This is a genomic window from Leucobacter sp. wl10 (genome assembly GCF_003569785.1).
In the GTDB taxonomy this organism is placed as follows: domain Bacteria; phylum Actinomycetota; class Actinomycetes; order Actinomycetales; family Microbacteriaceae; genus Leucobacter.
This window is the reverse complement of the sequence record NZ_KZ983996.1, coordinates 60,762-85,972: the sequence shown is the minus strand read 5'-3', so window position 1 is coordinate 85,972 and position 25,211 is coordinate 60,762. Positions and strand designations below refer to the sequence as shown.

At 68.7% G+C, this 25,211-nt stretch carries 19 protein-coding genes, 1 pseudogene and 1 riboswitch; of the genes and pseudogenes, 11 read left to right on the top strand and 9 right to left on the bottom strand.

Annotated features, from left to right (window positions below; genetic code table 11):
* Positions 1-8: 8 nt before the first annotated feature.
* Entirely contained in the window at positions 9-1,682 is a 1,674-nt protein-coding gene (gene casA / locus D1J51_RS10650) for a type I-E CRISPR-associated protein Cse1/CasA (protein ID WP_162903776.1), read from the bottom strand.
* Positions 1,683-1,735: 53 nt separating this feature from the next.
* Positions 1,736-4,582: a CRISPR-associated helicase Cas3' gene (gene cas3 / locus D1J51_RS10645; RefSeq protein WP_119075176.1), complete on the bottom strand. Its 2,847-nt coding sequence runs from the start codon at positions 4,580-4,582 to the stop codon at positions 1,736-1,738.
* A 529-nt stretch (positions 4,583-5,111) separates the two neighbouring features.
* On the opposite strand from cas3, the gene D1J51_RS10640 reads away from it, so the two are divergent.
* The 3 genes from D1J51_RS10640 (at position 5,112) to D1J51_RS10630 (ending at position 9,289) form a co-directional block, all read left to right on the top strand.
* Complete coding sequence (locus D1J51_RS10640; RefSeq protein ID WP_205547866.1) at positions 5,112-6,941, top strand: ATP-binding protein; 1,830 nt, start codon at positions 5,112-5,114, stop codon at positions 6,939-6,941.
* 36 nt (positions 6,942-6,977) lie between these two features.
* Positions 6,978-7,062, top strand: a riboswitch (ZMP/ZTP riboswitch).
* 53 nt (positions 7,063-7,115) lie between these two features.
* Positions 7,116-8,399, top strand: a complete 1,284-nt coding sequence (gene glyA, locus D1J51_RS10635; RefSeq protein ID WP_119075174.1) for a serine hydroxymethyltransferase — start codon at positions 7,116-7,118, stop codon at positions 8,397-8,399.
* Between the two features lie 5 nt (positions 8,400-8,404).
* On the top strand, positions 8,405-9,289 hold the full coding sequence (locus tag D1J51_RS10630; RefSeq protein WP_119075173.1) for a bifunctional methylenetetrahydrofolate dehydrogenase/methenyltetrahydrofolate cyclohydrolase: 885 nt from the start codon (positions 8,405-8,407) through the stop codon (positions 9,287-9,289).
* On the opposite strand, the gene D1J51_RS10625 is transcribed toward D1J51_RS10630, so the two are convergent.
* The 3 genes from D1J51_RS10625 to D1J51_RS10615 all read right to left on the bottom strand — a co-directional run bounded on the left by D1J51_RS10625 (position 9,255) and on the right by D1J51_RS10615 (position 13,047).
* Positions 9,255-9,620, bottom strand: coding sequence for a DUF6907 domain-containing protein (locus D1J51_RS10625; protein ID WP_119075172.1), 366 nt, complete (start codon positions 9,618-9,620; stop codon positions 9,255-9,257). The genes D1J51_RS10630 and D1J51_RS10625 overlap by 35 nt on opposite strands.
* 168 nt (positions 9,621-9,788) lie before the next feature.
* On the bottom strand, positions 9,789-10,064 hold the full coding sequence (locus D1J51_RS10620; RefSeq protein WP_119075171.1) for a helix-turn-helix domain-containing protein: 276 nt from the start codon (positions 10,062-10,064) through the stop codon (positions 9,789-9,791).
* Positions 10,065-10,353: 289 nt separating this feature from the next.
* Positions 10,354-13,047, bottom strand: a complete 2,694-nt coding sequence (locus D1J51_RS10615; protein WP_119075170.1) for a MalT transcriptional regulator family protein — start codon at positions 13,045-13,047, stop codon at positions 10,354-10,356.
* A gap of 445 nt (positions 13,048-13,492) precedes the next feature.
* Between D1J51_RS10615 and D1J51_RS10610 the strand changes: the two genes are divergently transcribed.
* The gene (locus D1J51_RS10610; RefSeq protein WP_119075218.1) at positions 13,493-14,107 is read left to right on the top strand and encodes a DedA family protein; all 615 of its coding nucleotides are present in this window, start codon (positions 13,493-13,495) and stop codon (positions 14,105-14,107) included.
* On the opposite strand, the gene nagA is transcribed toward D1J51_RS10610, so the two are convergent.
* Positions 14,092-15,249, bottom strand: coding sequence for an N-acetylglucosamine-6-phosphate deacetylase (gene nagA / locus D1J51_RS10605; protein WP_119075169.1), 1,158 nt, complete (start codon positions 15,247-15,249; stop codon positions 14,092-14,094). The genes D1J51_RS10610 and nagA overlap by 16 nt on opposite strands.
* A 265-nt stretch (positions 15,250-15,514) precedes the next feature.
* Between nagA and D1J51_RS10600 the strand changes: the two genes are divergently transcribed.
* The 5 genes from D1J51_RS10600 (at position 15,515) to D1J51_RS10580 (ending at position 19,471) form a co-directional block, all read left to right on the top strand.
* Positions 15,515-15,910 carry an ArsR/SmtB family transcription factor gene (locus D1J51_RS10600; protein ID WP_119075168.1) on the top strand — a complete coding sequence of 132 codons (396 nt, stop codon included), beginning with the start codon at positions 15,515-15,517 and terminating at the stop codon, positions 15,908-15,910.
* A 24-nt stretch (positions 15,911-15,934) separates the two neighbouring features.
* On the top strand, positions 15,935-16,927 hold the full coding sequence (locus D1J51_RS10595; protein WP_119075167.1) for an SRPBCC family protein: 993 nt from the start codon (positions 15,935-15,937) through the stop codon (positions 16,925-16,927).
* A 66-nt stretch (positions 16,928-16,993) separates the two neighbouring features.
* The gene (locus D1J51_RS10590; protein WP_119075166.1) at positions 16,994-17,956 is read left to right on the top strand and encodes a nucleoside hydrolase; all 963 of its coding nucleotides are present in this window, start codon (positions 16,994-16,996) and stop codon (positions 17,954-17,956) included.
* A 43-nt stretch (positions 17,957-17,999) separates the two neighbouring features.
* Positions 18,000-18,956, top strand: coding sequence for a ribokinase (locus D1J51_RS10585; RefSeq protein ID WP_119075165.1), 957 nt, complete (start codon positions 18,000-18,002; stop codon positions 18,954-18,956).
* A gap of 86 nt (positions 18,957-19,042) precedes the next feature.
* On the top strand, positions 19,043-19,471 hold the full coding sequence (locus tag D1J51_RS10580; protein WP_119075164.1) for a hypothetical protein: 429 nt from the start codon (positions 19,043-19,045) through the stop codon (positions 19,469-19,471).
* A 31-nt stretch (positions 19,472-19,502) separates the two neighbouring features.
* Here the strand turns inward: D1J51_RS10580 and hemQ are convergent, their stop codons facing one another.
* Positions 19,503-20,243, bottom strand: coding sequence for a hydrogen peroxide-dependent heme synthase (gene hemQ / locus D1J51_RS10575; RefSeq protein WP_119075163.1), 741 nt, complete (start codon positions 20,241-20,243; stop codon positions 19,503-19,505).
* 198 nt (positions 20,244-20,441) lie between these two features.
* Between hemQ and D1J51_RS10570 the strand changes: the two genes are divergently transcribed.
* Together D1J51_RS10570 and D1J51_RS18395 are read left to right on the top strand one after the other, a co-directional pair.
* The gene (locus D1J51_RS10570; RefSeq protein ID WP_162903774.1) at positions 20,442-22,004 is read left to right on the top strand and encodes a helix-turn-helix transcriptional regulator; all 1,563 of its coding nucleotides are present in this window, start codon (positions 20,442-20,444) and stop codon (positions 22,002-22,004) included.
* 84 nt (positions 22,005-22,088) lie between these two features.
* Positions 22,089-22,736, top strand: coding sequence for an AraC-like ligand-binding domain-containing protein (locus tag D1J51_RS18395; RefSeq protein WP_119075161.1), 648 nt, complete (start codon positions 22,089-22,091; stop codon positions 22,734-22,736).
* Between the two features lie 115 nt (positions 22,737-22,851).
* Here the strand turns inward: D1J51_RS18395 and D1J51_RS18645 are convergent.
* Together D1J51_RS18645 and D1J51_RS10555 are read right to left on the bottom strand one after the other, a co-directional pair.
* Positions 22,852-23,208: pseudogene (locus D1J51_RS18645) on the bottom strand (helix-turn-helix domain-containing protein); the annotation flags it as partial.
* Between the two features lie 802 nt (positions 23,209-24,010).
* On the bottom strand, positions 24,011-25,108 hold the full coding sequence (locus tag D1J51_RS10555) for an LCP family protein (protein ID WP_240423154.1): 1,098 nt from the start codon (positions 25,106-25,108) through the stop codon (positions 24,011-24,013).
* Between the last annotated feature and the right edge of the window lie 103 nt (positions 25,109-25,211).

Sequence of the window (25,211 nt, the reverse complement as noted above, 5' to 3'; positions counted from 1 at the left end):
TCCGCCGATCACTCGTCATTCTGTGCTCCGTTCCGGCTTTCCGTCGTGCGTTTCAGCGGGGCTCCCAGGGTGCGGAACAGCGCTGCCTCGAAATACTGAATAGCATCGGCCACCGACACCGAACGGGAACCATCGCTCGATCGCCGTCCGATCCAGGCGGTATCGGGTGCGGTTTCCACCAGCCGGTGGGCCCGCTCTCGCACGAGGCCGCGTACATCCTCGGTCCATGCGGCAAGCAACGCGTTGCCATCGCGTTCAGGCGCCAGTTCGAGCAGCCATTCGCGGAAACGGCGGTCGAGCGTGGCGAAGGCGTCCGCCTCGGCATTGGCTCCAGGCCCGCTCTCACTGTCGCCGCCGTCACCTCCGGCAGCTCGATCCAGATCGATGGCCAGGCGGCCGAGGGCACGCACCGCCTGCTCGGCGCGCCCGACCGCGTCCTGCGCGAGTGCGAGCAGCGCGGCTCCGCCTGCGAGATCCGCGAGCGCCGCCTTGAAGGCGAGGCGATCCGATACGACCTCGGCGTAACTCGCGTTCTGCGTGCCGTAGTCCATGCTCACCGCGCTCACCTCGATCGCGCGATCCTGCGGGATCACCCGCTCCTGCACGAGCTTCTCCAGCCAGGTGATGATCGCGGCCGGTTCGGAGAGCGCGGGCACGTTCCATTTCTTCTTGACCTTCTGAGAGGCGGGAGTATCGCTGCCTCCGGAGGTGAGCAGCGTTCCCAGCCCCCGCCAGAGGGCGCGGCTCGAGTCGATCTTGCGGGGCATGTAGCGCGGTGCCTTCGCCTTGGCGCTCTGCGGTTCGCTGAAGCGCCAGCCCGTCATCAGCTCGGTGCCGAACAGCATCGTGTAGTCGAGCTCGTCGCCGTTGGTCACGAGCACCCCGGTTGCGCGGGTGCCTTCGACACGCAACCGGATGCGCCGCTGCGGCCAAGTCATGAGACCGATCGGACCGATGGTCCCGATCTCCTCCGGGTCACGGGGGCCGGGGCCGGGAGCCGGCCGCTCCCACATCGGTGCATCGTTCGGCCGCTTAGCCGAGCTCCCCGGAATCAGATTGAGCAAGATCGTCTCGCGGAGATCCCGGCCCGTGAGCGCGATGCCGCCGAACCAGCCGCAGGCGCCGAGCCCCATCGGGTAGGCCTTCCCGCCCTTGACGCGCTGGTCGCCCACCACCCCGGATTTGATGCCGGAGTAGTCGTATGCGTGCGCGTGCACGAGCCAGCGGGCTGCCTCCGCGAGCGGCAGCGATGCGAGCTCGCTGCGCATGGTGAAGAGCGCGCCATCGGGATCGGTGTCGGCCACGATCAGGGAGATCGGCTTCCACTCGTCGCCGGCGGTGTGCAGTCCTGGCGACTGCAGGAACGGCTGCTCCGCGTCGAGCAGGTCGAAACGATCGTGCCATTCCCCGAGGTATTGCTCGAGAGGTGCCTGAGGCAGTTCGGCGGTTTCCCACAGCTCTGCCCAGGCGTCGACGGGGTCGGCTCCCGGATCCCGATCCAGAGCCCGATAAACGATCGAGAGCAGAATGCGCAGGATCGCGAAGCGCATCGTGGGCAGCTCGCCGACGAGATCGCGGTATTCATGGGACTGCAGGATCGCCTCGCGTAGGGAGACCTCCCGCTCGGAACCCCTGCGGTCGAGAACCGGGATCCATGGGCTGTCGAGGAGATTGAAGCTCACTGCATCGATCGAAGTATCCACCGAGGGTTGCCTGGCTAGAGCCTGTGATGCCGTCATTCAGTAACCTCTCTGTCGATCAGGATTCCGATACGCTGCTCGTAGCGTATCCGATGTCCGCCCACTGTTGCGGTCAGCTCCTCATCGAGGATGAGAGGGAGCATCCCCCGCAGCCAGGGAGAGCTCTGCCACGCCTCGAACCCGCTCCGCTCGAGTTCGTCGAGCACTCGATCCAATGCCGCTCCGCGGGTCATCCACGAGGGCAGCGAGACCGTGCAGGTGGCGACGGCGCGGGCGAGTTCCGGTTCGATTCCGCTGATGAGGTCGATGCGTTCCCCGCCGTGGGGTGGGAGCAGCCAGGGCAGCGAGGTGAACCCGTCGGCCCGCTGCTGCACGAGCACCACCTCGAGCGAGAGCTCGGCATCCCGGACCTGGGCGGCGCCGAGGTGCTCCTCGCTCGCCTCGGAGTACGAGAGTCGGCTCCAGTCGGCGATGCCACCCGCACCTGGAGGTTGGATCGCGAAACGAGCCGACCGCTCCTGCTGATCCCGCAGTTTCTCCCGCTGCCGCTGCTCGGCCGTCGCCATCCGATCCTCCCACCCGGACGGTGACGCGAACTCGGCGCTGTACGTGCTTCTGATCAGCGATGGCACGTCGTCGGGGACCGTGATCGTTTCGCGCCCACTGGTCAGTCGATGCTCGCGCAGAGCGGCTGTGGTACGCAGCAGCGACGCATCCCCGTATACCGTCTCCACGCCCCTCTCGAACTCCGGCGGCTGATCCCCTGCGAGCAGGCCGATGCCGCCCGTGAGCAAGATCCGCGGCTCTCGCATCGAGACCGGTCGGTCTTCGGCGCGTCGCGCATGCCGGTGCACCCGCCCCATCCGCTGCAGCAGCAGATCCACCGGCGCGATGTCGGTGAACATCAGGTCGAAATCCACATCCAGGGACGACTCGACGACCTGGGTCGCCACGACGATCATCGATTTCGGGCGCTGAGGGGGGTTCCGACCCAGTCGCTCGATCAGATCCTGCTCGCTGCGGTTGCGGGACTCCACGGTGAAGCGCGAGTGGAAGAGCCGGATCTCGCCGGGGCAGTCGGTAACGAGATCCGCGTAGACCCGCTGGGCGCGATCCACCGTGTCAAGCACCACAGCGATGCAGCCGCCGTCCGCGGCCTCGGCGCGCGCCGCTGCAGCGATCGCTGAAGTGTCACGGGAGTCTCCAACGAGTTGCTCGACGCGGTAGGTCGTGCGGCGGCCGGACTGCTCGGGCGATACCTGCTGCCGATTGGTCGCTCCGATCGCCGTGATCAACGGGTAGCCCGTCGCCTCCGCGAGCGATGCGATCTCAGGATCAACGGGAGCGTCTTCGAAGACGGGCTGTTGGACCGCGGTCTGCCGGGCACCCGTACGGTACGCCTGCAGCAGTGCGGCCCGCAGCGCCGGGGGAAGCGTGGCCGAGAGCGCGATCACCGGGACCCCGTACGCACCGAGCCACTGCAGCGCCCGCAGTAGGTAGGTCTGCATGAACGCGTCGGCCGCGTGCACCTCGTCGATCACGACGACCTTGCCGCTGAATCCCAGATGGCGCAGCGTCAGGTGCCGTGCCTTCAGCGCCATGAACAGCAGTTGGTCGATGGTGCCGACGGTGAAGTCGGCGAGCACGCGTTGCTTGCGCCCGCGAAACCACAGATTGCCGGTGACGGCGTCCTCCGCTCCGAGGTTCTCGTTTTCGTCGTAGATGTTCTGTGCGCCGCCCCGATCATCATCGCCGCGGAAGAGCCGCTCGTAGCGCTCGTCGAACTCGGCTTTCGCGTGCGCCAGCGATACCGAGACCGTATGCCCGCGGCGTCCGCCGGAGCGGAGCCAATCGAGCACGCGCCCGAACATCGCATTGGTCGTCGCCCGCGTCGGCAGCGCGATGGCGGCACCGTGGGCTCCGAACTTCGCGGCCAGCGCCTCGGCGCACGCGAAGCCGATCTCGGTCTTGCCCTCGCCGGTCGGCGCCTCGATGAGCAGCAGCGAGGTCTCTTCGAGATTCGCAACCAGCTCGACGGCCGCCGATTGCACCGGGCGGGGCTGCGAGATCCCGAAGCGCTCCTCGAAATAAGAGCTCGGGTCGGGCACGGTCACGGGTGCCCAGTGGTCGCCGAAGTCGAGGGATCGCAGCGCGTGTGCGGCTCGCGCGCTGGCCGCCGAGGCGCGGTCGTAGGGGAAGAGCCACTGGTTGGAGGCGATCCAGTCGCAGACGATCAGGAACCCGTTGAGCAGCACCTGGGCGGTCTCGGGAATGCGCGAGCGCAGGATCCGTTGCCAGGTCCCGTCGCTCATCTCAGAGAGCTGATCGGCGCGCTGCAGCAGCGCCTCGCGGGCTCCCCGCCAGCAGGCGTGCTCGCCTTCCCCGAACAAGTATGGGATGCGCGGGTTCCCGGGGAACACCCCGTGGTGGCCGCCGACGATCTCGGCGATCGGTGCAACGCCCTTCGCGCGACCCTGCACCTTCGCGCGGAGATACGCGTCGACTGCGAGCTGCCCGGCGAGGCCGTGCGGGTACTGCTTCTGATCCTCGCGCGGCGGGTCGGTCGGCGGAAACTCGAAGCCGGCGTCTCGCATGCGGGTGACGCAGGGCTCGGCCTTGATGGCAAAAGCCACGGTCGTTTTCCCGATGTCATGAGAGGCGGCGAGCCACACCATCAGCTGCTTCGCCTCGTCGTCGGACCCGATGGTGTCGGCGAGCAGCTTCCGCTGCGCCCCCGAGAACCAGCGGTCGTATAGCTGGTCGGCAACGGCAGCCGTATCCTCGAGGTGCGCGAACAGGGGAAAGGAATCCCCGTTCGTGTGGTCGAACTTCGCCCAGATCGTGCGCAGTGCTGGATCGTCGGGAGGCGGAAGATCGATCATCGTGTGAACTCCTGTGCTCTATGTATCTATTTGGGGCGATGCGTAGAAGCTGATGCCACCAGGCTCCAGGAGGTGGAAACGACTGGGTTCAGATTCATGACCCCGAGCCCCGCTCGCGCGGGAAACACATCCGCAGGTCGACGAGCAGCCGCCCAGCGAGCGGCCGAGCCCCGCTCGCGCGGGGAACACATGAGATCCTGAGTTCCAAGTTCCAAGTAGGGACGGATCATTCCGCTGGAACCCGGTGACGCTCGTAATGCTATGCAAGTGGACTCGGTGCGTCAATCGTCGGAAGATTTTTCTCCAAGTAGGAAATTCCATGGTATTCGTCTTCGGGGTACCGTTGTCTGCAGATGGGAAGTCTGTGTTTAGTTCCACTGAGCTCCAGAGTTCCACCCCTTGAAAAACGAGCTTCTTCACGACGTAAACCTTCGGCTCGGGTAAGCGTCTCGGCCGCTTCTGAAACAGGTAGGCGCACAGCCCCTGCTTATACTTCTAACGTTGTAACTCTAGTGGTACTCTGATGGCTATGGAGCGAGAGATGGAGATTCAAGAACTGATCCAGTCGCTTCGCGAGCGCGGAGGCGACCGCACCGAGATCGAGGTTAAGCGCGCTCAGGGAGGAGCGCCTCGTCTGGGCGAGACGCTCAGCGCGTTCGGAAATCTTCCCGAGGGCGGCACGATCATCCTCGGCCTCGATGAGGGGCGAGGTTTTGCCGCAACGGGTGTCGAGAATCCGGCCGGAATCAGTGCGGGAGTCGCCTCTCAAGCCCGGAACGATATTCGGCCCCCGGTGCAGCTCACCTTCGAAGAGGTGCGATTTGAAGGGGCGACTCTCGTCGTCGTGACGGTGGCTCCGCTCCCGCTTCATCAACGTCCCGCCTACTACCGAGGGGTCGCCTACCTGCGGCAGGCGGATGGCGACTACCGGATGAGTGCGGAGGAGGAGCAGCAGGTATATGCCCTGAGGGACCGGCCGCGAAATGATGCGACTCCTGTGCCCGGAAGCGGGGTGCAAGATCTGGATCCGGGGTTGCTCAGTCGGTTCCTTGCGAGGGTTCGGGCGTCCTCTCGGAGGCTTTCAGATTTGGACGATGAGACCGTGATGCGGCGGAAAGGGGTCACCGCTGCAACCGGCGGAGAAATCACTGTGGCGGGGCTCTATGCGCTTGGCGCGTATCCGCAGCAGTACTTGCCCGGGCTGTCGATCACCGCGGCTGTGCAGCACCGGACGGGGCGTGAGCGGGGTCTCGGTGACCTCGTGCACCTGGACGGTCCGCTTCCTGACCTGCTGGAAGCGGCTCTGGAGTGGGTGCGGCGCAATACTCGCAATGACGTGTACTTCGAATCGAGTGGAGCGGCCTTCGATAGAACCGAGATTCCGATGATTGCGGTGCGCGAGCTGATCGCGAATGCTCTGGTGCACCGTGATCTCAGTACCCACGCGCAGAGCAAGCGAGTCGAGTTGCGCTTGAAGGATGACACGCTCGTCATCTCGAATCCGGGAGGGTTGTACGGGGTCAGTGCAGATCAACTCGGCCATCCCGAGGGCAAGTCCGCGGTCAATGAGTTCTTGTATGAGATATGCAAATCAGTGCAGACATCCGGTGGGGCGCGGGTGATCGAAGGCGAGGGCGGAGGTATTCAAGAAGTCCAGCGTGCGTTGCGCAGGGCGAACATGCGACCCCCGATATTCATCGATCGCGGGATAGGCTTCACGGTACTCGTGCCGCGACATGCGCTGATCGAACCGGGCGACCTCGCGTGGATTGCTGAGCAGGATCCCGACGGCGAGCTCACCGATGTGCAGCGCCAACTCCTTGCGACGATGAGGCACGGAAGCGTGTGGACGAATGCACTGGTGAGAAAGCGATTCGCACCTATCGATTCGCGTCAGGCCACTCGAGAGCTTCAGGAGCTCGTAGCGAAGAACCTGGCAACCACAAGGGGAGAGCGGGGGCAGACAGAATACGTGATTCAGCCCGCGCTGGCCGCCCCCAACGGATCGAAGCGCGGAGTGACATCGATCTCTGAGATGTCTTCGGACGTCGAACTCGTCGAGGACCGAACCGCTGTTGCCGGACGCAGGACGTCGACTCGGCCTCGCTCCGTTGGCCTCGTAGTTCGACCTGAAGACCCCGGAGCCTGGAACGAGCACGCAGTGCTGACGGCTCTGGCGGATGTCGTGGACGGGTTGAAGATGAAAGAGCTTGCCGAGAGTTGTGGACTGACGCTGAAGCAAGCCCGCTACGCGGTGGGGAAGCTGCTCGACTCCGGCCGAGTCGAGAGGCTCGGCGGTCAGGGAGATCGGCGCACCCGATACCGGTTGCGCGAATCGGGTGGAGAAGTCGAGTATTAACCTCCGCTTCTGCCGATGCGGTCTGGGTTGATAGAATCTCCTCGTCGTGACTGGCGTGCAGATGGGACACCATCGGGGAACGACACCGTATCTGAATTGGCCGCTCGCCTGGGTCGTATTTTTCTGGATTCCCGCGCCCCGGTGCGCGGGCGAAAGATCAAGAGGAGCACACGCATGTCCACCCAGTCCGCATTCTTCAACGAGCCGCTCGAGGTCGTCGATCCCGAGATCGCCGAGGCGCTGCAGAACGAGCTCGGCCGCCAGCGCAGCACCCTCGAGATGATCGCGAGCGAGAACTTCGTGCCGCGCGCGGTGCTCGAGGCGCAGGGCTCCGTGCTCACGAACAAGTACGCCGAGGGCTACCCCGGGCGCCGCTACTACGGCGGCTGCGAGTTCGTCGACGTGGCCGAGGATCTCGCGCGCGAGCGCGCGAAGAGCCTGTTCGGCGCGAAGTACGCGAACGTGCAGCCCCACTCTGGCGCGAGCGCCAACGCCGCCGTGCTCGGCGCCATCGCCGAGCCGGGCGACACGATCCTCGGCCTGGAGCTGGCCCACGGCGGCCACCTCACGCACGGCATGAGGCTCAACTTCTCGGGCAAGCTCTACTCGGTCGTCTCGTACGGCGTCGATCCCGAGACCTTCCTCATCGACATGGATGCCGTGCGCCAGCAGGCGCTCGAGCACAAGCCCAGGGTCATCATCGCGGGCTGGTCGGCGTACCCGCGCACGCTCGACTTCGCGAGGTTCCGCGAGATCGCCGACGAGGTGGGCGCGACGCTGTGGGTCGACATGGCGCACTTCGCCGGCCTCGTGGCCGCGGGCCTCTACCCCAACCCGGTGCCGCATGCCCACGTCGTCTCGTCGACCGTGCACAAGACCATCGGCGGGCCCCGCTCGGGCTTCATCCTCACGAACGAGCTCGAACTGTACAAGAAGCTCAACTCCAACGTGTTCCCGGGCCAGCAGGGCGGCCCGCTCATGCACGTGATCGCGGCGAAGGCGACCGCGTTCAAGCTCGCGGCCACCGACGAGTTCACGGACCGCCAGGTGCGCACGCTCTCGGGCGCCAAGCTCGTGGCCGAGGCGCTCACCGCCGAGGCCTCGAAGGCCGCCGGCGTCGACGTGCTCACGGGCGGCACCGATGTGCACCTGGTGCTCGCCGATCTGCGGAGCAGCGAGCTCGACGGGCAGCAGGCCGAGGACGCGCTGCACGCCGTCGGCATCACCGTCAACCGCAACGCGGTGCCCTTCGACCCGCGCCCGCCGATGGTCACCAGCGGCCTGCGCATCGGCACCCCGGCCCTCGCGACCCGCGGCTTCGGCGACGCCGAGTTCGCCGAGGTGGCCGACATCATCGCGCAGACGCTGCAGCAGGCCGGCGACGTCGAGGCGCTCAAGGCTCGCGCCACCGCCCTCGCCGAGGCGTTCCCGCTCTACCCGGGTCTGGAGGAGTGGTAAGCCGCATGGCGTCGCAGACCGCCCGGCTCCTCGACGGGAAGGCCGCCGCGGCGGCGATCAAGCGGGAACTGGCCGAGCGGGTCGCGGCGCTTGCGCGACGCGGCGTCGTTCCGGGCCTCGCCACCGTGCTGGTGGGCGAGGATCCCGGTTCGCAGTGGTACGTCGCGGGCAAGCACCGCGACTGCGCCGAGGTCGGGATCGCGTCGATCAGGCGCGAGCTGCCCGAGACGGTGGCGCAGGAGGAGCTCGAGGCGGTGCTCGACGAGCTCAACGCCGACCCGGCCTGCACAGGCTACATCGTGCAGCTGCCGCTGCCGAAGCACATCGACACCGATCGCATTCTCGAGCGCATCGATCCCGACAAGGACGCCGACGGCCTGCACCCCACCAACCTCGGCCGCCTCGTGCTCAACGCCAACTCGCCCATCGAGAGCCCGCTGCCGTGCACGCCGCGCGGGGTGATCGAGCTGGTGGAGCGCAACGGTCTCTCGTGGGCGGGCAAGCACGTGGTGGTCGTGGGCCGGGGCGTGACGGTGGGCCGGCCGATCGGCCCGCTGCTGACGCGCCGCGAGTACAACGCCACCGTCACGCTCACGCACACGGGAACGCGGGATCTCGGCGCCGAGCTGCGCCGGGCCGATGTCATCGTGGCCGCGGCCGGTGTCGAGGGCGTCGTGCGCGCGGAGGACGTGAAGCCGGGGGCGATCGTGCTCGACGTGGGCGTCTCGCGCAGGACGGACCCGGAAACCGGCAGGAGCCGGGTGGTCGGCGACGTCGATCCCGCCGTCGCCGAGGTGGCGGGATGGGTCTCGCCCAATCCGGGCGGTGTCGGGCCGATGACGCGCTCCCTGCTGCTCAAGAACGTCGTGGAGATGGCTGAGCGCGCATAGCCGGGGGCCCGTCGATGAGGCGCTGCATCGAGTCGACGAGGCGACGGAAGCTCTCCTCGCTGAGCTCGAGCTCAGTGCCGTTGTCGTCGCCCAGGAGGTACCAGGTGCGCGGGTCGCCGTCGCGCTGCCATCGCCCGAGCACCAGGTGGCCCTGGGCGACCTCTTCGACCAGCTCGGCGCCGACGAATCGACGTATCCTGAACGCGACGGGTACGGCTATGCCGTCGTCTCGGTGCGAGCGGTCGTCGGGGTGATCCTGCTCGGCGTGCTCGACCGTGCACCAGTCGGGGCAGGCGCCGCTCTGCCAGCTGGGGGTTCCGATATCGCCCACGAGTATCCCTTCATCGAGGATCGCTGCACGGCCCGATCAGCATAGGGGAGACCTCCGACAAAGCGCCGCTGGGCGTCGGCAGGGGCGGACGGCTGCATGCCGGGTGGCTCGGGTTCCGCCGGCCGCAACCGGGGCTGCCGGCGTCCGAGCGTCTCGCCCGCGGGAGCCTCAGCCCCCCAGATCGGGCCAGGGCTTCGGCAGCAGTTCGTCGAGGGTGACGTCGAGCTGCTGCGCGATCGCCATGATGTTGCGAAGGCTCGGGTTTGCCGGGCTGCCGGGGGACGATTCTCCGCGCTCCAGCTTCTGATAGGTGTAGCGCGTGATGCCCGCGGCGTAGGCGAGGTGCTCCTGGCTGAGCCCGCGTGCGATCCGCAACCGTTGCAGCTCGGTTCCGAGTTGACGCGCATACGGAATCCATTCCGGGCCGGGACTCTGCTTTGCCACGGGACAAGTATCCACGCGTTATCAATCTTATACGGCCTCTTATGTTTGTCATTTTGTGATTATCTCATGTAAAATAAATGTGGCACTCCGGCGGTTCTTTCGAGGACGGGGAAGTGCCGCCCGGCCATCCGGCCGGGTGCCGTCGTGAGCCTCGAGGATAGTTTCCCCTTATACCGTCTCTGAGGCGCAGGTCCCGAGCGCATCCCCCAACTGGTGCGACCGGGGCCGCATGGCGGTGTCGTTTCGCGATCGACACCCCGCGGGGTCCTCTTCCCCGGACCCCGCGGGTTCACGCGGCCGAGAGCAGCCCCATGCGGGTGGCCTGCAGGATCGCCTCTTCCCGGCCGCGCACCTGCAGCTTGCGGTAGACCGCATTGAGGTGCTTCTTCACCGTCGCCGAGGTGACGTACAGGGAGTCGGCGGTATCGCTGATGGAGCGGTGCACCGAGATCGCGGCGAGCGTACGCAACTCCATCTCCGTGAGCCGTTCGTAGCGGCGGCAGCGTGCGGGGGTCGGCACGGCATCGACCTCGGGCAGCGCGTCGGCGACGTCGGCGTCTCGAGCGGCCTCGGCGAGTTCGCGCAGCACATCGTGGGGCGCGCTCCAGAGCAGCGACGGCAGCCTGTGGCGGCGGACGATCTCGATCGCCGCCCGGAGAGCCTCGAACGCCTCCTGCCTGCGCCCGCACCCCCAGGCCGCGATCGCGGTGATGAGGGCGCGGTCGCCCTGTTGCCGCACGGTCGTGCAGGCGGCGCCGATCTGCTGCGCGAGCAGGAGTGCCTGCACGTCGTCGAGGGAGAAGAGGGCGAGGCGCGCGCGTTCGAGCTGCGTGCTCGGGGCCGCGGGGTCGAGCGCGCCGAGCAGCTCCGCCGTCCCGGCGAGGTCGCCCAGTACGGTGCTGAGCATGGCGCGATAGCAGGTGATGCTCTGGAACCACGTGCCGCCCCCGTAGCGCGCGGACGCCGTGCTGCGCTCGAGCTCGGTCATCAGCTGGCTCAGCGCCCAGTCGGCGCCGCGTCTCATCCGTACGGCCTCGGCCTCGCCGATCAGCATCAGGGGCCAGGCCTCGATCCGATCCCGCATCGGCGCGAGGCGGGCGAACGACTGCTGCAGCGCGGCCTCGTCGGCGCTTTCGTACGCGAGGTGCGAGCGCGCGATCTCCCCGACGACCCAGGCGGCTGCGGGCGGGCTGGAGCCGATCTCCTCGCTGTACCGGTCGTGCTCCTCGAGCAACTCGGCGCATCGCGTCATGCGACCGTCGATCATCTCGGTGAACGCCATGCCGTTCAGTGCCGCGAGGCGCCACCGGTGGTTCAGGCGGGGATCGGAGCGGGCGGAATCGCTCGACGACCCGAACGGGGAGACCGCGATGCGCGCCTCGGCGTGCGCGAGCATGCGGCCCCAGTTGCTCCGGGCGCGCTCGGTGTCGTTCAGCGCGAGCGCGGTCAGTGCGATCTCGCGGTAGTAGATCTCGAGCGGCCCGTTGACCGGCTCGGGCGGATTGGGGCCGAGCGGGCTGCTGGTGGTGTCCTCGAAGTCGAGCGGCTGCGTGGAGGTGATGCGGGTCTCGAGCTCGCGCGCGCTCGCGCGGGCCGTGTCGAGGTCTCCGAGCAGCCGGGAGACGACCATCTTCTGGGCGATGGTGGGCACCCGCAGCTCGTCGGGGACCTCCGGGGCGACTCCGTCGGCGGTGGAGGAGGGCGGGTCGGCGAGACGACGTCGCACCCCGGTGCGCAGCAGCTCCAGGATGTGCTCGAGGGTGCTCGTCGGCACGCTCGAGTCGCCGGTCTCGAGCAGCAGTCGCGCCGCGGTGAAGGCGGGGTGGTCCCCGAGGACGGGCTCGGGGGCGGCGCGCAGATAGGCGATCAGCTCGTCGAAGCGGTCGGTCATCGCGATGAAGTGGTGCGCGAGCACCAGCTCAGCGCGGTCGTGGTCGCCGACGCTGCTGTAGAGCTTGAAGGCCGTGAACGGGTCGGTGCGCTCGAGCTCGACGGCTCGACCGTGCAGCAGTCGGGCGCGCTGCTCGGCCGAGAGCGAGCGCTCGGAGCGCATCGCGAAGGCGGCGCGCACGGCCGGGTGGCAGCGGAACTCGGTGCCGGTGCCGTGGCTCACGGCGACGAGCACGCCGAGCTCGAGCAGCTGGTGCACGGTATCCCGCAGCTGCGGCACGGGAGCGCCGGTGAACTCCTCGAGCTGGTTGAACGAGACCGCGTCGAGCAGGGAGGCGGCGAACAGTGCGTGCCTGCCCGTCTCGCTGACGATCTCGAGGTGGTTCAGGGCGAAGCGGCTCAGCTCGGCCAGCGGATCGAGCGACTCGGCTCGTGGCGACGGCTCGCCGGGCTCGGGATCGAGCGCCGCCTCTCCGGCGGCGCTCACTGGTCCCAGCGCGGCGCGGACGGCCAGCGGCCAGCCGTCCGCCTCGTGCAGCGCGGCAGGCAGGCTCTCGTCGTCGACGCCGAGCAGCTCCGCGAGTTCGCGGGACTCGGCGGGGCGGAAGACGAGCTCGCGCGGGCCGAACACGCGAACCGGCGCGCGGCTGGTCACGAGCGGACCGTCGAGTACGCGCACGCGCCGGGCGACGACCACGAAGGTGAGCAGCGGGTTGCACTCCGCGAGCGCGGCGATCAGCTGGTCGTTCTCCGCGTCGGTGACGCGGTGGTAGTCGTCGAGCACCAGAATGAACGGCTGCTCGATGTCGTTGATCAGCTCGCGCACCGAGCCGAGCGGAAAGTCGGGGGTGGGCACCTCGGCACCGAGCGCCCGGGCGAGGCGCTGGGCGACGTACCGCCACAGCGTCTCGGCGCTCGCCGCCGAGCAGCCGATCCGGAGAGCCTGCTCGGGGCGCTGCTCGAGCCACTGGTCCACCGCGACGCTCTTGCCGTAGCCCGCCGGAGCGCGCAGCAGGATGACTCGAGAAGCCTCGAGGCTCCGCGTGAGCTGGGCGAGCAGTCGTTGGCGTTCCAGCACCGGCACGGCACGCATCCCTCACCCCTCCCTTCCGAGCGCGCGGCAGCGCTCGAGCAGCCGCAGACGCTGCGAGGAGGGGGAAAGGAGATTCATGGGCGTGAGGGGGTTCGAGCTCGGCGATCGGATAGCTTTCGGGGGCGACTCGGCACTCGGCGCCCTCGTCCCCCAGGCTTCTTCATCCTATGCCTCCAGGCTCCTCGGCGACCCTGGAATCCTGCGTCCCGCCCGTCTTCCCACCCGGCACCCTGCCCGCCCCCAGGGGGCGTCCAGTCCGGCCGAGTCCGGAACCCGGCGTCGCCGCGGGGCGCCCCCCCGCGATCTCGGGCACCGCGCGGCCCCCCCGGGGCCCGGTTGTGACGAAACTCACCGGTTCGGGGGCGGCGCGGCTGATACTCTGCTTCGGGTGGAGACAAGTTCCGGCGCAGAGTACGAGGGCCTCGTCGGCTGGATTCTCGGTCTCATGCAGTCGATCGGCGAGATCGGCGTCGGCATCGCGGTGTTCCTCGAGACGTTCATCCCGCCGATCCCCTCGGAGGCGCTGCTGCCCGGGGCGGGGTTCCTCGCGTACGACGGTCGCCTGAACTTCTGGCTCGCCTGGCTCATGGCGACGCTCGGCGCACTCGTCGGCGCCTGGATGTGGTACGGCATCGGCGCGGCGTTCGGGCGCGAGCGCACGCGCTGGGTGGTCGGCAAGATCCCGCTCATGGATCACGACGACTTCGACCGGGCCGAGGCCTTCTTCGCCCGCTGGGGCGGCACCGCCGTGCTCGTCGGGCGCTGCGTGCCGCTCGTGCGATCCTTCATCTCGATCCCGGCCGGTGTCGAGCGCATGTCGCTCGTCAAGTTCAGCCTCTACACCGGACTCGGCTCGGGGGCGTGGAACGCCATCTGGATCGGACTCGGCTTCGCGTTCGGGCCGGCCATCAAGCCGGTGCTCGGGCAGTGGAGCGGCCTCATCTCCGACTTCGTCGTGATCGTGATCCTGGCGCTCCTGCTGTGGTTCGTGGTCGCCAGGCTCGTGCGCAACGTACGCCGCAGGCGGACGGTGCAGGATCCCGATCAGGCCTCCGAATAACCCGCCGTCCACACCCGCCGCACCGCGAGCTCCCGGTCGAGCAGCACCGCGTCGGCGGCGTACCCGGCGCGCAGGCTGCCGAGATCCCCGGCCCGCCCGATCGCCGCGGCGGGCGTCTCCGTGAGAGCGCGCACCGCCTCCGTCAGTTCGACGCCGCACACCGAGACCGACCGCCGCAGGGCGGCGTCGAGCGTGAGCGTCGAGCCGGCGATCGCACCCCCGTCGCGCAGGCGCGCCACCCCGTCGCGCACCGTCACCGCGAGCGCGCCGAGGGCGTACTCGCCGTCGCGCGCGCAGGCCGCCGCCACGGCATCGGTGACGAGTGCCACGCGGCCGGGTGCTCGCGCGAACAGCGTCCCCGCGAGCACGGGGTGCACGTGCACGCCGTCGTTGATGAGCTCGAGCGTCACGTGAGGTGAGGCGAGCGCGGCGCCGACGGGGCCCGGGTCCCGGTGGTGCAGCGGCGGCATGGCGTTGAAGGCGTGCGTGAGGATGCTCGCGCCCGCATCGAACGCCGCGAGCGCGGTCTCGTAGCCGGCGCTCGTGTGGCCCACGGCCACGGCCGCCCCGGCCGCGATGAGGCGCGGGATCGCGGCGGTGCCGCCCGGCAGCTCGGGCGCGAGCGTCACCTGCCGCAGCGTGCCCCGCGCCGCGTCGATCAGGGCCTCGATCTCGTCCTCGGCGGGGAGGGTCAGCCTCTCGGGGTCGTGCGCGCCCCGGTACCGGTCGGAGAGGAAGGGCCCCTCGAGGTGGCTGCCGAGCACGGCCGTGTCGGTGCGGGCGAGTTCGGCGACCTCGGCGAGGCGGGGGCGCAGCGCCGTCGGCCGGTCGCTCACGAACGACAGCACCGCACGGGTGGTGCCGTGGGCGCGGTGCGCGTCGAGGGAGGCGCGGATCGCGGCGGCGCCGTCCTCGTTCGCGTGACCGCCGCCGCCGTGCACGTGCAGGTCGATGAAGCCGGGGGTCAGGATCATGCCGCGGCCGTCGACGACCTCGGCGAGGCGGGCGGGATCGGCCGCGCGGCGCCACCCGTCGCCCGTGCCGATCTCGTCGACGCTGCCGTTCGCGAACCGCACCCAGGAGCCGGGTGCGCGCGCGCCGTCGGTGATGAGATCGACCGAGTGGATGAGGGTGCCGTTCATCGTGGCCGACCTCCGTCCCGGTTCGACGCCGCCCGTTTCCCGCGCGTCTCGAGCGGTGCGGATCGCTGCGGCCAGATTATCGGATCCGGGTGGTGCTGCCGATCCTGTCCCGCCGTCCGCCCCGCCGCCACCCGCGTGTCCCAGCTGCGAGCCCGATGTCACCCTGCTGCCACGAAGTATGTCCCGCTGCCAGATCCCGTGTCGCCCGACACGCGACGCCGAAGGGGGTTGACGGGTGGTGCTCCGCAGGGTAACGTGAAACCAAATGGTTGCACAAAGACAGAGCCCGCCCGACTCCGAGGCCGCCGCTCGGGCACTCGATCTCCAGGAGCTCACCGACGAGCAGGTGAACCGCGTCTTCAGAGCCCTGGCCGATACGACGCGACGGGACATCGTGCGCCGCACGCTCACCGCGGAGGCCTCCATCTCCGAGCTCGCGGCCGACTACGACATGTCGTTCGCGGCCGTGCAGAAGCACGTCGCCGTGCTCGAGGCCGCCGACCTGGTCGCGCGGATCCCCCGCGGAAGGGAGCGCATCATTCGCGGCAATCCCGAACCCATCCGCCGGGCTCAGCGGTTGCTGGGCCACTTCGAACAGATCTGGCGCGGACGCATCGACCGGCTCGACGCGCTCCTCGCCGAAGGTCCGCAAGCACCCTGATCCCGCACAGCAAGGAGAAAGATCATGCCGGTCACTGACGTCACCACCGATCCCGAGGCCCTCACGCTGCGGGTCATCGCGGATTTCACCGTCCCCGTGCGCCGCCTCTGGGACGCCTACACCGACGCGCGCCAGATCGAGCGCTTCTGGGGGCCGCCGGAGTATCCCGCGGCATTCACCCGCCATGACGTCTACCCGGGCGGCGTCAGCAACTACTGCATGACCGGTCCCGAGGGCGACCGCAGCTGCGGGTACTGGAGGTGGGTGGCCGTCGACGAGGGCCGCAGCTTCGAGGTGCGCGACGGCTTCGCACTCGATGATGGCACTCCGAACACCGAGATGCCCGAGATGCTCATGATCTTCGAGTTCACCGAGACCGCGCTCGGCTCGCGCCTCACCACGACCACCCGCTTCAACAGCCTCGAGGAGCTCGAACAGCTGCGGGCGATGGGCATGATGGAGGGCATGAGCGCCGCCATGAGCCAGATCGACGCGGTGGTCGAGGATCTCGAATCGTTCGCCGCCGGGCGCGGCACCGAGCTGCAGCTCATCGGCGAGACGCAGGCCCGCGTTTCGCGAGTGATTCGCGGCACGGTGGATCAGGTGTGGCGCGCTCACACCGACCCCGAACTGCTGCGCCGCTGGCAGCTCGGCCCCGACGGCTGGAGCATGCCGGTGTGCGAGTTCGGCTCCGAACCGGGGCGGTCGCTGCGCACCGAATGGGAGAACGGCGAGAACGGTGAACGCTTCGGCTTCGTCGGCACGGTGGTCGGGTCCGCCCCGCCGCGCCGTCTCGTGACGACCGAGCGCATGGTCTCCCCGCAGGATCCCGACGGCGCCGAGAGCCCGGAGACGCTCAACGAGATGACGCTCACCCCCGTCGAGAGCGGCACACTGCTGGCCTACCTCATCACCTATCCCGACACCGACGCGCGCGCGGCCGTGCTCGAGACCGGAATGGTCGACGGCATGGAGGCCGGTTACGCGCGTCTCGAGGCGGAGGTACTCGCGGCGTAGCCTCGGGATCGCCGGCCCGGGGCCGATGCTCCGACCGGGTCCGCCCCGGTGCAGCAGAATGGGGGCATGACGACGAAGATGATCCTCGACTGCGACACCGGCATCGACGACGCGATGGCCATCATGTACGCCGCGCTGCACCCCGGGATCGAGCTGGTCGGCGTGGGCGCGGTGTGGGGCAACGTCGACGTACCGCGCGCCACCCGCAACTCGCTGCGCGTACTCGAGCTCGTGGGCCGCGACGACGTGCCGGTGGCGCAGGGGGCCGCGGGGCCGCTGCTCGGCGGGCACGTCGAGTACGCCTATCACGTGCACGGCGGCGACGGACAGGGCAACGCGGGCGACGACGCCCCGGTGCGCCCCGCCGCCCCCACCACCGCGGCGCAGCAGATCGTCGAACTCGTACGCGCCCATCCGGGCGAGGTGTGGCTAGTGCCGGTGGGCCCGCTCACCAACCTCGCCGCAGCCCTCGTGCTCGATCCTGAGCTGCCGAGTCTCGTCGCGGGCGTCTCGGTCATGGGCGGTGCGGCGCGCTGCCCTGGCAACGTCACGCCGGTGGCCGAGGCGAACATCTTCAAGGATCCCGAGGCCGCCGCCGCGGTGTTCCGCGCACCGTGGCCCATCGTCATGGCGGGACTCGACGTCACGATGGGCGTGGTGCTCACCGCGGAGCACCGCGATCGCCTCGCTCGGGGCGGCGAGGCCGGGCGCTACCTGGCGCGCATCATGCAGCACTACGGCGAGTTCTACCGCGACGAGGTGTTCGGCGAGTGGAGCTGCTGCATGCACGACACGCTCGCGGTCGCGGCTGCGGCCGGCGCGCTCGAGGTGCGCCTGGCCCCCGTGGTGAACGTGGAGGTCGACACGACCCGCGGCCCCGGCCGAGGTCAGACCGTGGCGGACCTGCGCGGTGCCTACCGCGGCTTCCCCGATCAGGGGGGCGCGCACTGCACCGTGCTGCTCGACGTCGACGCGCGCATCGCCGACGAGGCGGTCGAGCTCATCGCCGCGCATGGGGCGGCATCGTGAGCGGCGCGCGGTGTCGCGCCGCGGCGCGAGGGGAGGATCTGCGATGAGCCGCGACGTGGTGGTGGTCGGCAGCGCGAACGCCGACCTCGTGGTGGAGGTGCCCAGACGGCCCGCGGGCGGAGAGACCCTGCTGGGCGGCGACCTTCGGCTGCTGCCGGGAGGCAAGGGCGCGAATCAGGCCGCCGCGGCGGCGCGGTGCGGGGCGGATACGGCGATCCTCGCCTGCGTCGGGAGTGACGCCAACGGCTCATTCGTGCGCGAGCGCCTGACGTCGGCCGGGGTCGACGTCGTCGGCCTGATCGAAGTCGACCGCCCTACGGGCACCGCCGTCATCTTCCTCACCCCCGACGGCGAGAACTCGATCGTGGTCTCCCCCGGCGCCAACGGTGCCCTCGACATCGAGACCGCCGAGCGCTGCTCGGGTGTGTGGAGCGATGCGCGCGTGCTCGTGCTGAGCCTGGAGATTCCCGAGGAGACGGCGTTCCGCGTGGCGGTGCTCGCCGCCGGGGACGGGGCGCGGGTGCTGCTCAACGCCGCGCCGGCGACCCGGATCGCACCCGAGGTGCTGGCCATCTGCGACCCGCTCGTGGTCAACGAGCATGAGGCGCTCGCGGTGCTGGGTGCCGGCGGTGACGCGGCGCCGGGCGCCGATTCCGGCCCTCGGGCGGGCGATTACGAGGGAGTGGCGGTCCGGCTGCTCTCGGCCGGCGCTCGCTCGGTCGTGATCACCCTGGGAGCAGACGGGGCGATCGCGGCGGACGGCGGGTCGGCGGGCCCGACGCGTGTCCCGGCCCATCGCGTGCGCGCGATCGATACGACCGGGGCCGGCGACGCCTTCGTCGGGGCCGTCGCGTGCGAGCTGGCGCGGGGTGCGGAGCTGGTGGATGCGGTGCGCTTCGCGACCGGCGTCTCGGCGGTGTCGGTGCAGCGCATGGGCGCCCAGGCCTCGTACGCCGATCGCTCCGAGGTGGAGGCGTTCATCGCCGCGCACGCCGAGTAGACGCTCCGCGCCGTCAGCAAGCGATCGCTTCGCTCGGCGCCGGGAAGTCCCTTGGGGATCGATGCCTTCGCTGTCAGACTGGGGGCATGCGCATCAAAGCCCGGACCGCAGCGGCCGCCGCGCTCGTGACCGCGGTTGCCGCCGCGCTCGTGCTGTCGCTCGCGGGCTGCGGCGCGCGGTCGGACGATCGTGCGGATGGCTCGGGCGGGTCCGTCGGCAAGGACGTGATCGCTCCCGTGACGATGACCGTGAACGAGCTGCAGGGGAAGACGGTCGGACTGGTGGCGGGTCAGGTGCTCAACATCGACACCGGGGATCTCTCGGTCGACAGCTACGAGGGCGAGGTGTCGAAGCCCGATGTCGCCGAGTTCACCCCCGGTCGGCGTGAGAGCGCGGCACAGTTCAACCCGGGGGTCACGGCGCTCGCGCCGGGCAGCACCGAGGTCACGATGACGAACGAGCAGGGCGGCATCCAACCGCTCTCCTTCACGGTCGAGGTCTCCGCGCGCGAGTAGCTTCGAGCGCGCTGCACGGAACGAGCGTCTGCTACTGCAGCACCTCGATGATCTCGGCGGGCTCGATGAGTCGACCCGTGAAGAACGGCACCTCGAGACTCACGTGGCGGCGCGCGTCGACCGCGCGCAGATCCCGCATCATGTCGACCAGTTCGGTGAGCTCGTCGGCCTCCATGGGCAGCAGCCACTCGTAATCGCCGAGCGCGAAAGCTGCCACGGTGTTGGCGACCACGCCGGTGTGCGCTGCGCCGGCGCGGCCGTGCTCCGCGAGCATGCGGCCGCGCTCGGCCGGGTCGATGAGGTACCAGTCGGTGGAGCGCACGAAGGGGTAGACGGCGAGCCACTGCCTGGGGTGTTCGCCGCGCATGAAGCCGGGAACGTGGGAGCGGTTGAACTCCGCGTCGCGGTGCACGCCCACGGCGCCCCAGGTGCGGATCAGCGGCTTGAGCAGGCTGGATCGGCGCAGCTCGCGCAGCGCCCACTGCAGGTCTTCGGCTGCGGATCCGTGGAGCCAGACCATCAGGTCGGCGTCGGATCGCATGCCGCTCACGTCGTACCAGCCGCGCAGGGTGACGCCCTCGTTCTCGACGACCTCGACGACGTCTTCGAGTTCGCGCACGAAGCCCTCCACGTCGCGGCCGTCGATGACGACGGGGTGCGAGGAGCTGAGGCGGAACACCGCGAACAGCGTGAAGCCGTTCTCGGTGGCGGGACCGCCTTCGGCGTCGGCGTGGGCGGGAGAGACTGATTCGGTGTGCGTGAGATCGCTCATGCACTCATCGTCCCGCGCTTCTCCGGTCCAACGCAAGTGGAGCGTCGGCGCCCGCTCGTTCTCGAACGCAAGTCAGAGATCCTGGTGCGCCCGCTCGTCCGTCGAACAGCCTGATACGCTTGGAAAGTCGGTCTTCGTTACGATTTCTGCTGATCTTGCGGGTGGTGCCAGCAGAATCATTCACAGCAGGGTGGATCATTGAGCGGGACATCTTCCGAAACCTGGCAGCGGGAGGATTTCGTCTCCCTGAACGATGTGACGGCGGTGATCGACTCCCGCTTCGAGGCGGGCGATTACGCCGGGGTAGCCGAACTGCTCAGCGACCGCATGATGGAAGCGTGGTTCGGCGGTCGGCCGGAGCACCTGTTGAGCAGGCTGGGCGCGCTGGAGCGCGAGCTCGGGGAGCTGCCGCCGATGTTGCGTGCGATTCAGCTGATGGCCCGGCCCGTCGACAACTCGGCGATCGAGCTGAATGAACCCGTCGACCTCGACGCAGTGCTCTCCTCGGCAGAGGATCCTGCTTATCGCTCGCTCGCAACTGCTGCGGTGCTCTTCGGGTTGCGCATGCAGGGGCGACCGGTCGAGGCTTGGAGACTGGGCATTCAGCTCGCGGGGAAGCGCGATCCGCTGCAACCGCTGTTCGACCGCCATCGCGGGTGGGTGCTGTTCGGCCAAGTGCAGATGGGGCTGTCGACGATGCTGGCGGGGCGTTTCAACGAGGCGCTCGGTCTCTTCGCGGAGGCGCAGTTGCACGTCACCGTGCCGACCCTGCCCTTCTTGACCCGCGACGCCTATGTGAAGGCAGCGGTCATACAGTCGAGCTTCGGCGATACGGGGGTGGCCCGCTCCCTGTTGGAGATCGCCGACCGGATCCCGCGCACGGACTCGTGGGCCGAGGATGCCGTGGATGCGTCGGCGAGCATCGTGCGCGCACTGATCGCTGATGCGACCCCTCGCGAGACGCTCGCTGAACTGGATGCGATTCCTCTGCACCATGTCGGTGAGATGTGGCCGTTCTACGTGCACGCGATTCAACAGGCGTGCGAGCGTGCTGACGCCCGCCTCGAGGCACTCGAGCGGCTGAAGCGCTTCGAGGCGACCGCTCTTCCCCGTGTGGTCGGGCAGGGGTACTCGGGGAGCGTGATCCAGGGCTCGTTGGCGGCTAATTTCGTGATGCTGGGGAACACCGCGGCGGCGCGTGATGCGCTAGAGCTCGCCGATCCGGACCTGCCGACGACGCAGATCGTATGGGGGATGCTGTTCCTGACGACGGGACGCCCCGACCTGGCGGTGCAGCACGCCCGTCGTGCAGGCGCGGGTTCGAAGGGACTGCGCCAGCTGGAGCTGTGGCGGCTGTCCCTGCTGTCGAATGCCTTCTTGCAGATGAATGACGCCGATGGTTGCGTCGAGGCGGCGAGAAACGCTCTGGCGCTTCCCGGTGGACTGGACCCAGAGGATATGCCGCTCTTCGCGAGGGATGTGCGCCGGTTAGCGGCCGCCGAGCTTGAAGGCTGGCCCGATGAACCCGAAACCGAATCGCCGCACGTGGACGAGCTGCGGATCGCCGCAGGCGCGCTGTCTGCACGCGAGACCCAGGTGCTGAGACTTCTGGTGGCCGGTCGTTCGCGCGAGCAGATCGCCAAGGAGTTGTTCCTCTCCGAGAACACCGTGAAGACGCATCAGCGCTCGGTGTACCGCAAACTCGGGGTGTCGAGCAAGGGCGCCGCACTGGTCGAGGCTGAACGGCGCGGTCTGATCTGATGCGAACTGCCGGGTAGGGCGGAGCTTGATTCTCGATTCGCTCGCCTGGACAATGGATGCACGTGAGAGAACGGGGGCTCGATCATGTGGCTTCCGTGGCCCGGGAACGAGGACGCAGGCGACTGGACGGTTGCGGGACATCACGTCTACTCGGGAGAAGCGGGAGCGGCCGACCTCGCCCGCCTGCTCCAGGCCGGCGGATCCGGTTTCTCGGGATTTCGATTCGAGGTGGACGAGAGCCGTATCGGCGAATCAGTGGTGGCGGAGATCCGCACGGGACCGATGCGCTTCGAGCGGGCGCGGCTGCCCGGTAAGGCGGAGTACGTGCACTTCGTGGCGGCGAGGGAGGGCTCTGTGGAGTTCGAGGCTTCGCCGACCGCCCGAGTGCGGGTGATTCCCGATCGGTTCGGGGTGTTCGGGGGCGGTGCCCCGTATCACATCTCCTGTGGGGAGGGGGCGTCGCTACTGGCGGTCTCGGTGCCGGGCGCCCCGCTTGACGCGCGTCTCGCCGGTGAACCCGTCGAGGTCTTGCAGGGCGGGCGAGGCGCGCAGCTGCTCGCGCCGGCGCTCGACTTCTTCATCGAGTTGCGCGATCGTCGAGGGCAGTTGCCATCGCGGGGCGAAATGAAGGCGGCGGATGATCTGCTCTGCGGCATGGTCGCCGCGCTCGTGGCCGAGGCACGGGAAGGAACACGGACCTTGACGCCCGGCAGTGCAGGGCCGTTTCTCTGAGCGTCCGCTCTTCCCTCGAGCCTCGGCCGCTGACTCGCGATGGTCCGTGCGGGGGCCCTGTGGCGGGATGCGAGGGGGAGGCCGTGGAGCGGTGATTGCGACCGGCTCGTACCTGCGACGGAGAGATGTTCTTCGACGCCGTCATCGCCCGTGCGAGGCTGGAGCCGGTGCTGAACCCGACGAACCGGGCGATCTGATCGACACTCAGTGCGTCGTGCGCGGGGTCGGAAAGGAGCGTGACCGCCTGTTCGATGCGGGCGTCGCGGATCTCTCTGCCGATGGAGGTGCGGTGTCGCTGGAACACCCTCTCGAGTTGCCGAAGGGAGAGATTCACCTCTCGTGCCACATCTGCAGCGGTGAAGCGGGCATCGGAGCACTGCGCCGAGATCACAGATCGGGCGAGTGCGAAGGTCTCCGGAGGTCTGGGAACGGCGAGGGCCTGCCCGATGCTGACCAGAAGCCCCTGCAGCATCTCCTGGAGCAGCCGCTCGGCGTAGTAGGCGCTGATACCCGGTGCGGCGGCGCCCCGCCGCTCGGGAACGAGCCGAGTGGCGAATGCCGCCACCGGTCGGAGCAGCAGAGAGCTCGAGGGAACGGGGTACACCGAGGGGGCGTCGTCGCTGGAAGCGATCGTGCCGTGCGAGAGCTCCCTCGGAAAATCGATGCGCAGGTAGGCGGTGCCGGTGACCCCTGTCCGGAGACCGTAAGAGTTGGCCGCGACGAAAGCGGCTCCACCGCTGGTCAGCTCGGTGCGGCGGGCCAGATGCATGATCTCCATCGCCCCCTGGCGCACGATGTACAACTGAAGGGTGTCGGTCTTGGCATGTACCACGATCCGGCGGCCCGCCGGTATGCTTCGCAACTCGAGTTCGACCGAGCCGAACTCCGCATGTCTTCTCATTTCCGGGTTGACTCCCGCTCAGCCGACGAGCGGTACTCGCTCCGTTTCTGGCAGGGAGCGAGCGTTCGGCTCGTCCGGGCGATGTGAGTGCGAGGCGACGACAATGAAGCGGGCATGGTCAATGTCCAATGCATGGGGGATCGGTGGTGCAAGGGTCGGCCGGAGGTACGCGGCCGCTCCAGGGGGGTGAGCGTGCCTTCCCGCTCCCGAGGCGGCGCGAGACTACGGCTGAGTGGAAACTATCCAGTTCCTCAGATTAGGCCCGGTTTCGTCAGCAGTAGACGATAACGGAGGAAAATCACCCCGAGAATCACCCTTCTGCACGGAGGGCTCGATGCCGGACAGCTGGTCCGGCGCACCCGGGGACCGGGGGCTACTGCGGCACTTCCGACCCGGGAGGTCGTGCAGCGGCGTACTCGTTGATGGTTCCGGCCTGGAACGCCGCGCGCACCTCCTCGAGGGCGGCCTGGTCGGGAACCACGATCGACTGCCCGTCGGCCGAGGTGCCTGTGCCGAGGGTGGGGCTCGTGAAGAGGGTGATGTTCTCGCTGCGCAGGTTGCGCATGTCGAAGCCGAGACTCACCGCGGTGGGCAGGTCGAGCTTCTGATCGAGGATCAGGTAGGGCTTGAGCGCTTGGAAGGTGTCGGTGAGCCTGCCCACGTTGCCCAGCGTCTCCCGGCTGAGCACCTTCTGCATGAGCCCCTTGAGGTACGCCTGCTGGTTGCGCGCGCGCTGGTAGTCGCCGTCGGCGAAGGCATAGCGTTCGCGCACGAAGCCGAGTGCCTGCTCGCCGTTCAGCGTGATGTCGCCGGCCTCGAAGGACGAGCCGCCGCCGTTCTGATTGGTGAACGCGACCTCATTGCGCACGGTGACCCCGCCGACCGCGTCGGTGAGGCCCTTGAACGATTCGAAGTCGATGAGGGCAACGTGGTCGATGCGGGCGCCGATGAAGTTCTCGACGGTGTTCACGGCGAGCGGCAGACCGCCGTACGCCACCGCCGCGTTGATCTTGGCCTCGCCGACGCCCTGGATGCCCACCCAGTTGTCGCGCATGATCGACATGACCGTGAGGTTCTGGCGGTCCGGCGAGATCTGCGCGACCATGATGGTGTCGCTGCGGAACCCCTTGAGGTCTTCGGCCGTCGCCGTGGGGTCGGTCGTTTCTCGGGAGTCGGAGCCGAGCAGAAGGACGTTGATGGGGGCCTTCTTGCCGGGCTCGGGCGTCGTGACGGCGGGGCGTTCGAGCGAGGGATCCTGCTCGATGCTCACGCGCTCGATCTCGTTGTAGGAGTTCGCGATCATGGCGTAGACGATGCCGGCCCCGATGCCGAGCAGCGCGATGAGGGAGCCGAGCACGATGAGGGTGTTGCGCAGGCCCCTGCGTTTGCGCTTGGGCGCGGCCCGCTGCGCTTCGGCGTCGCGGTCGGCCTCGGCGAACAGTTGTTCGATGGGCGACGGGGATTGGGTCACTGCGGGGCTCCTCGGGGTGTCGTGCGGCGTCGGCGTATCCGCTGCGCCCGGCTGCGCGGTGACCGGGAACTCGATGGAACGAAGATCTCTCCCTCCCATGCTA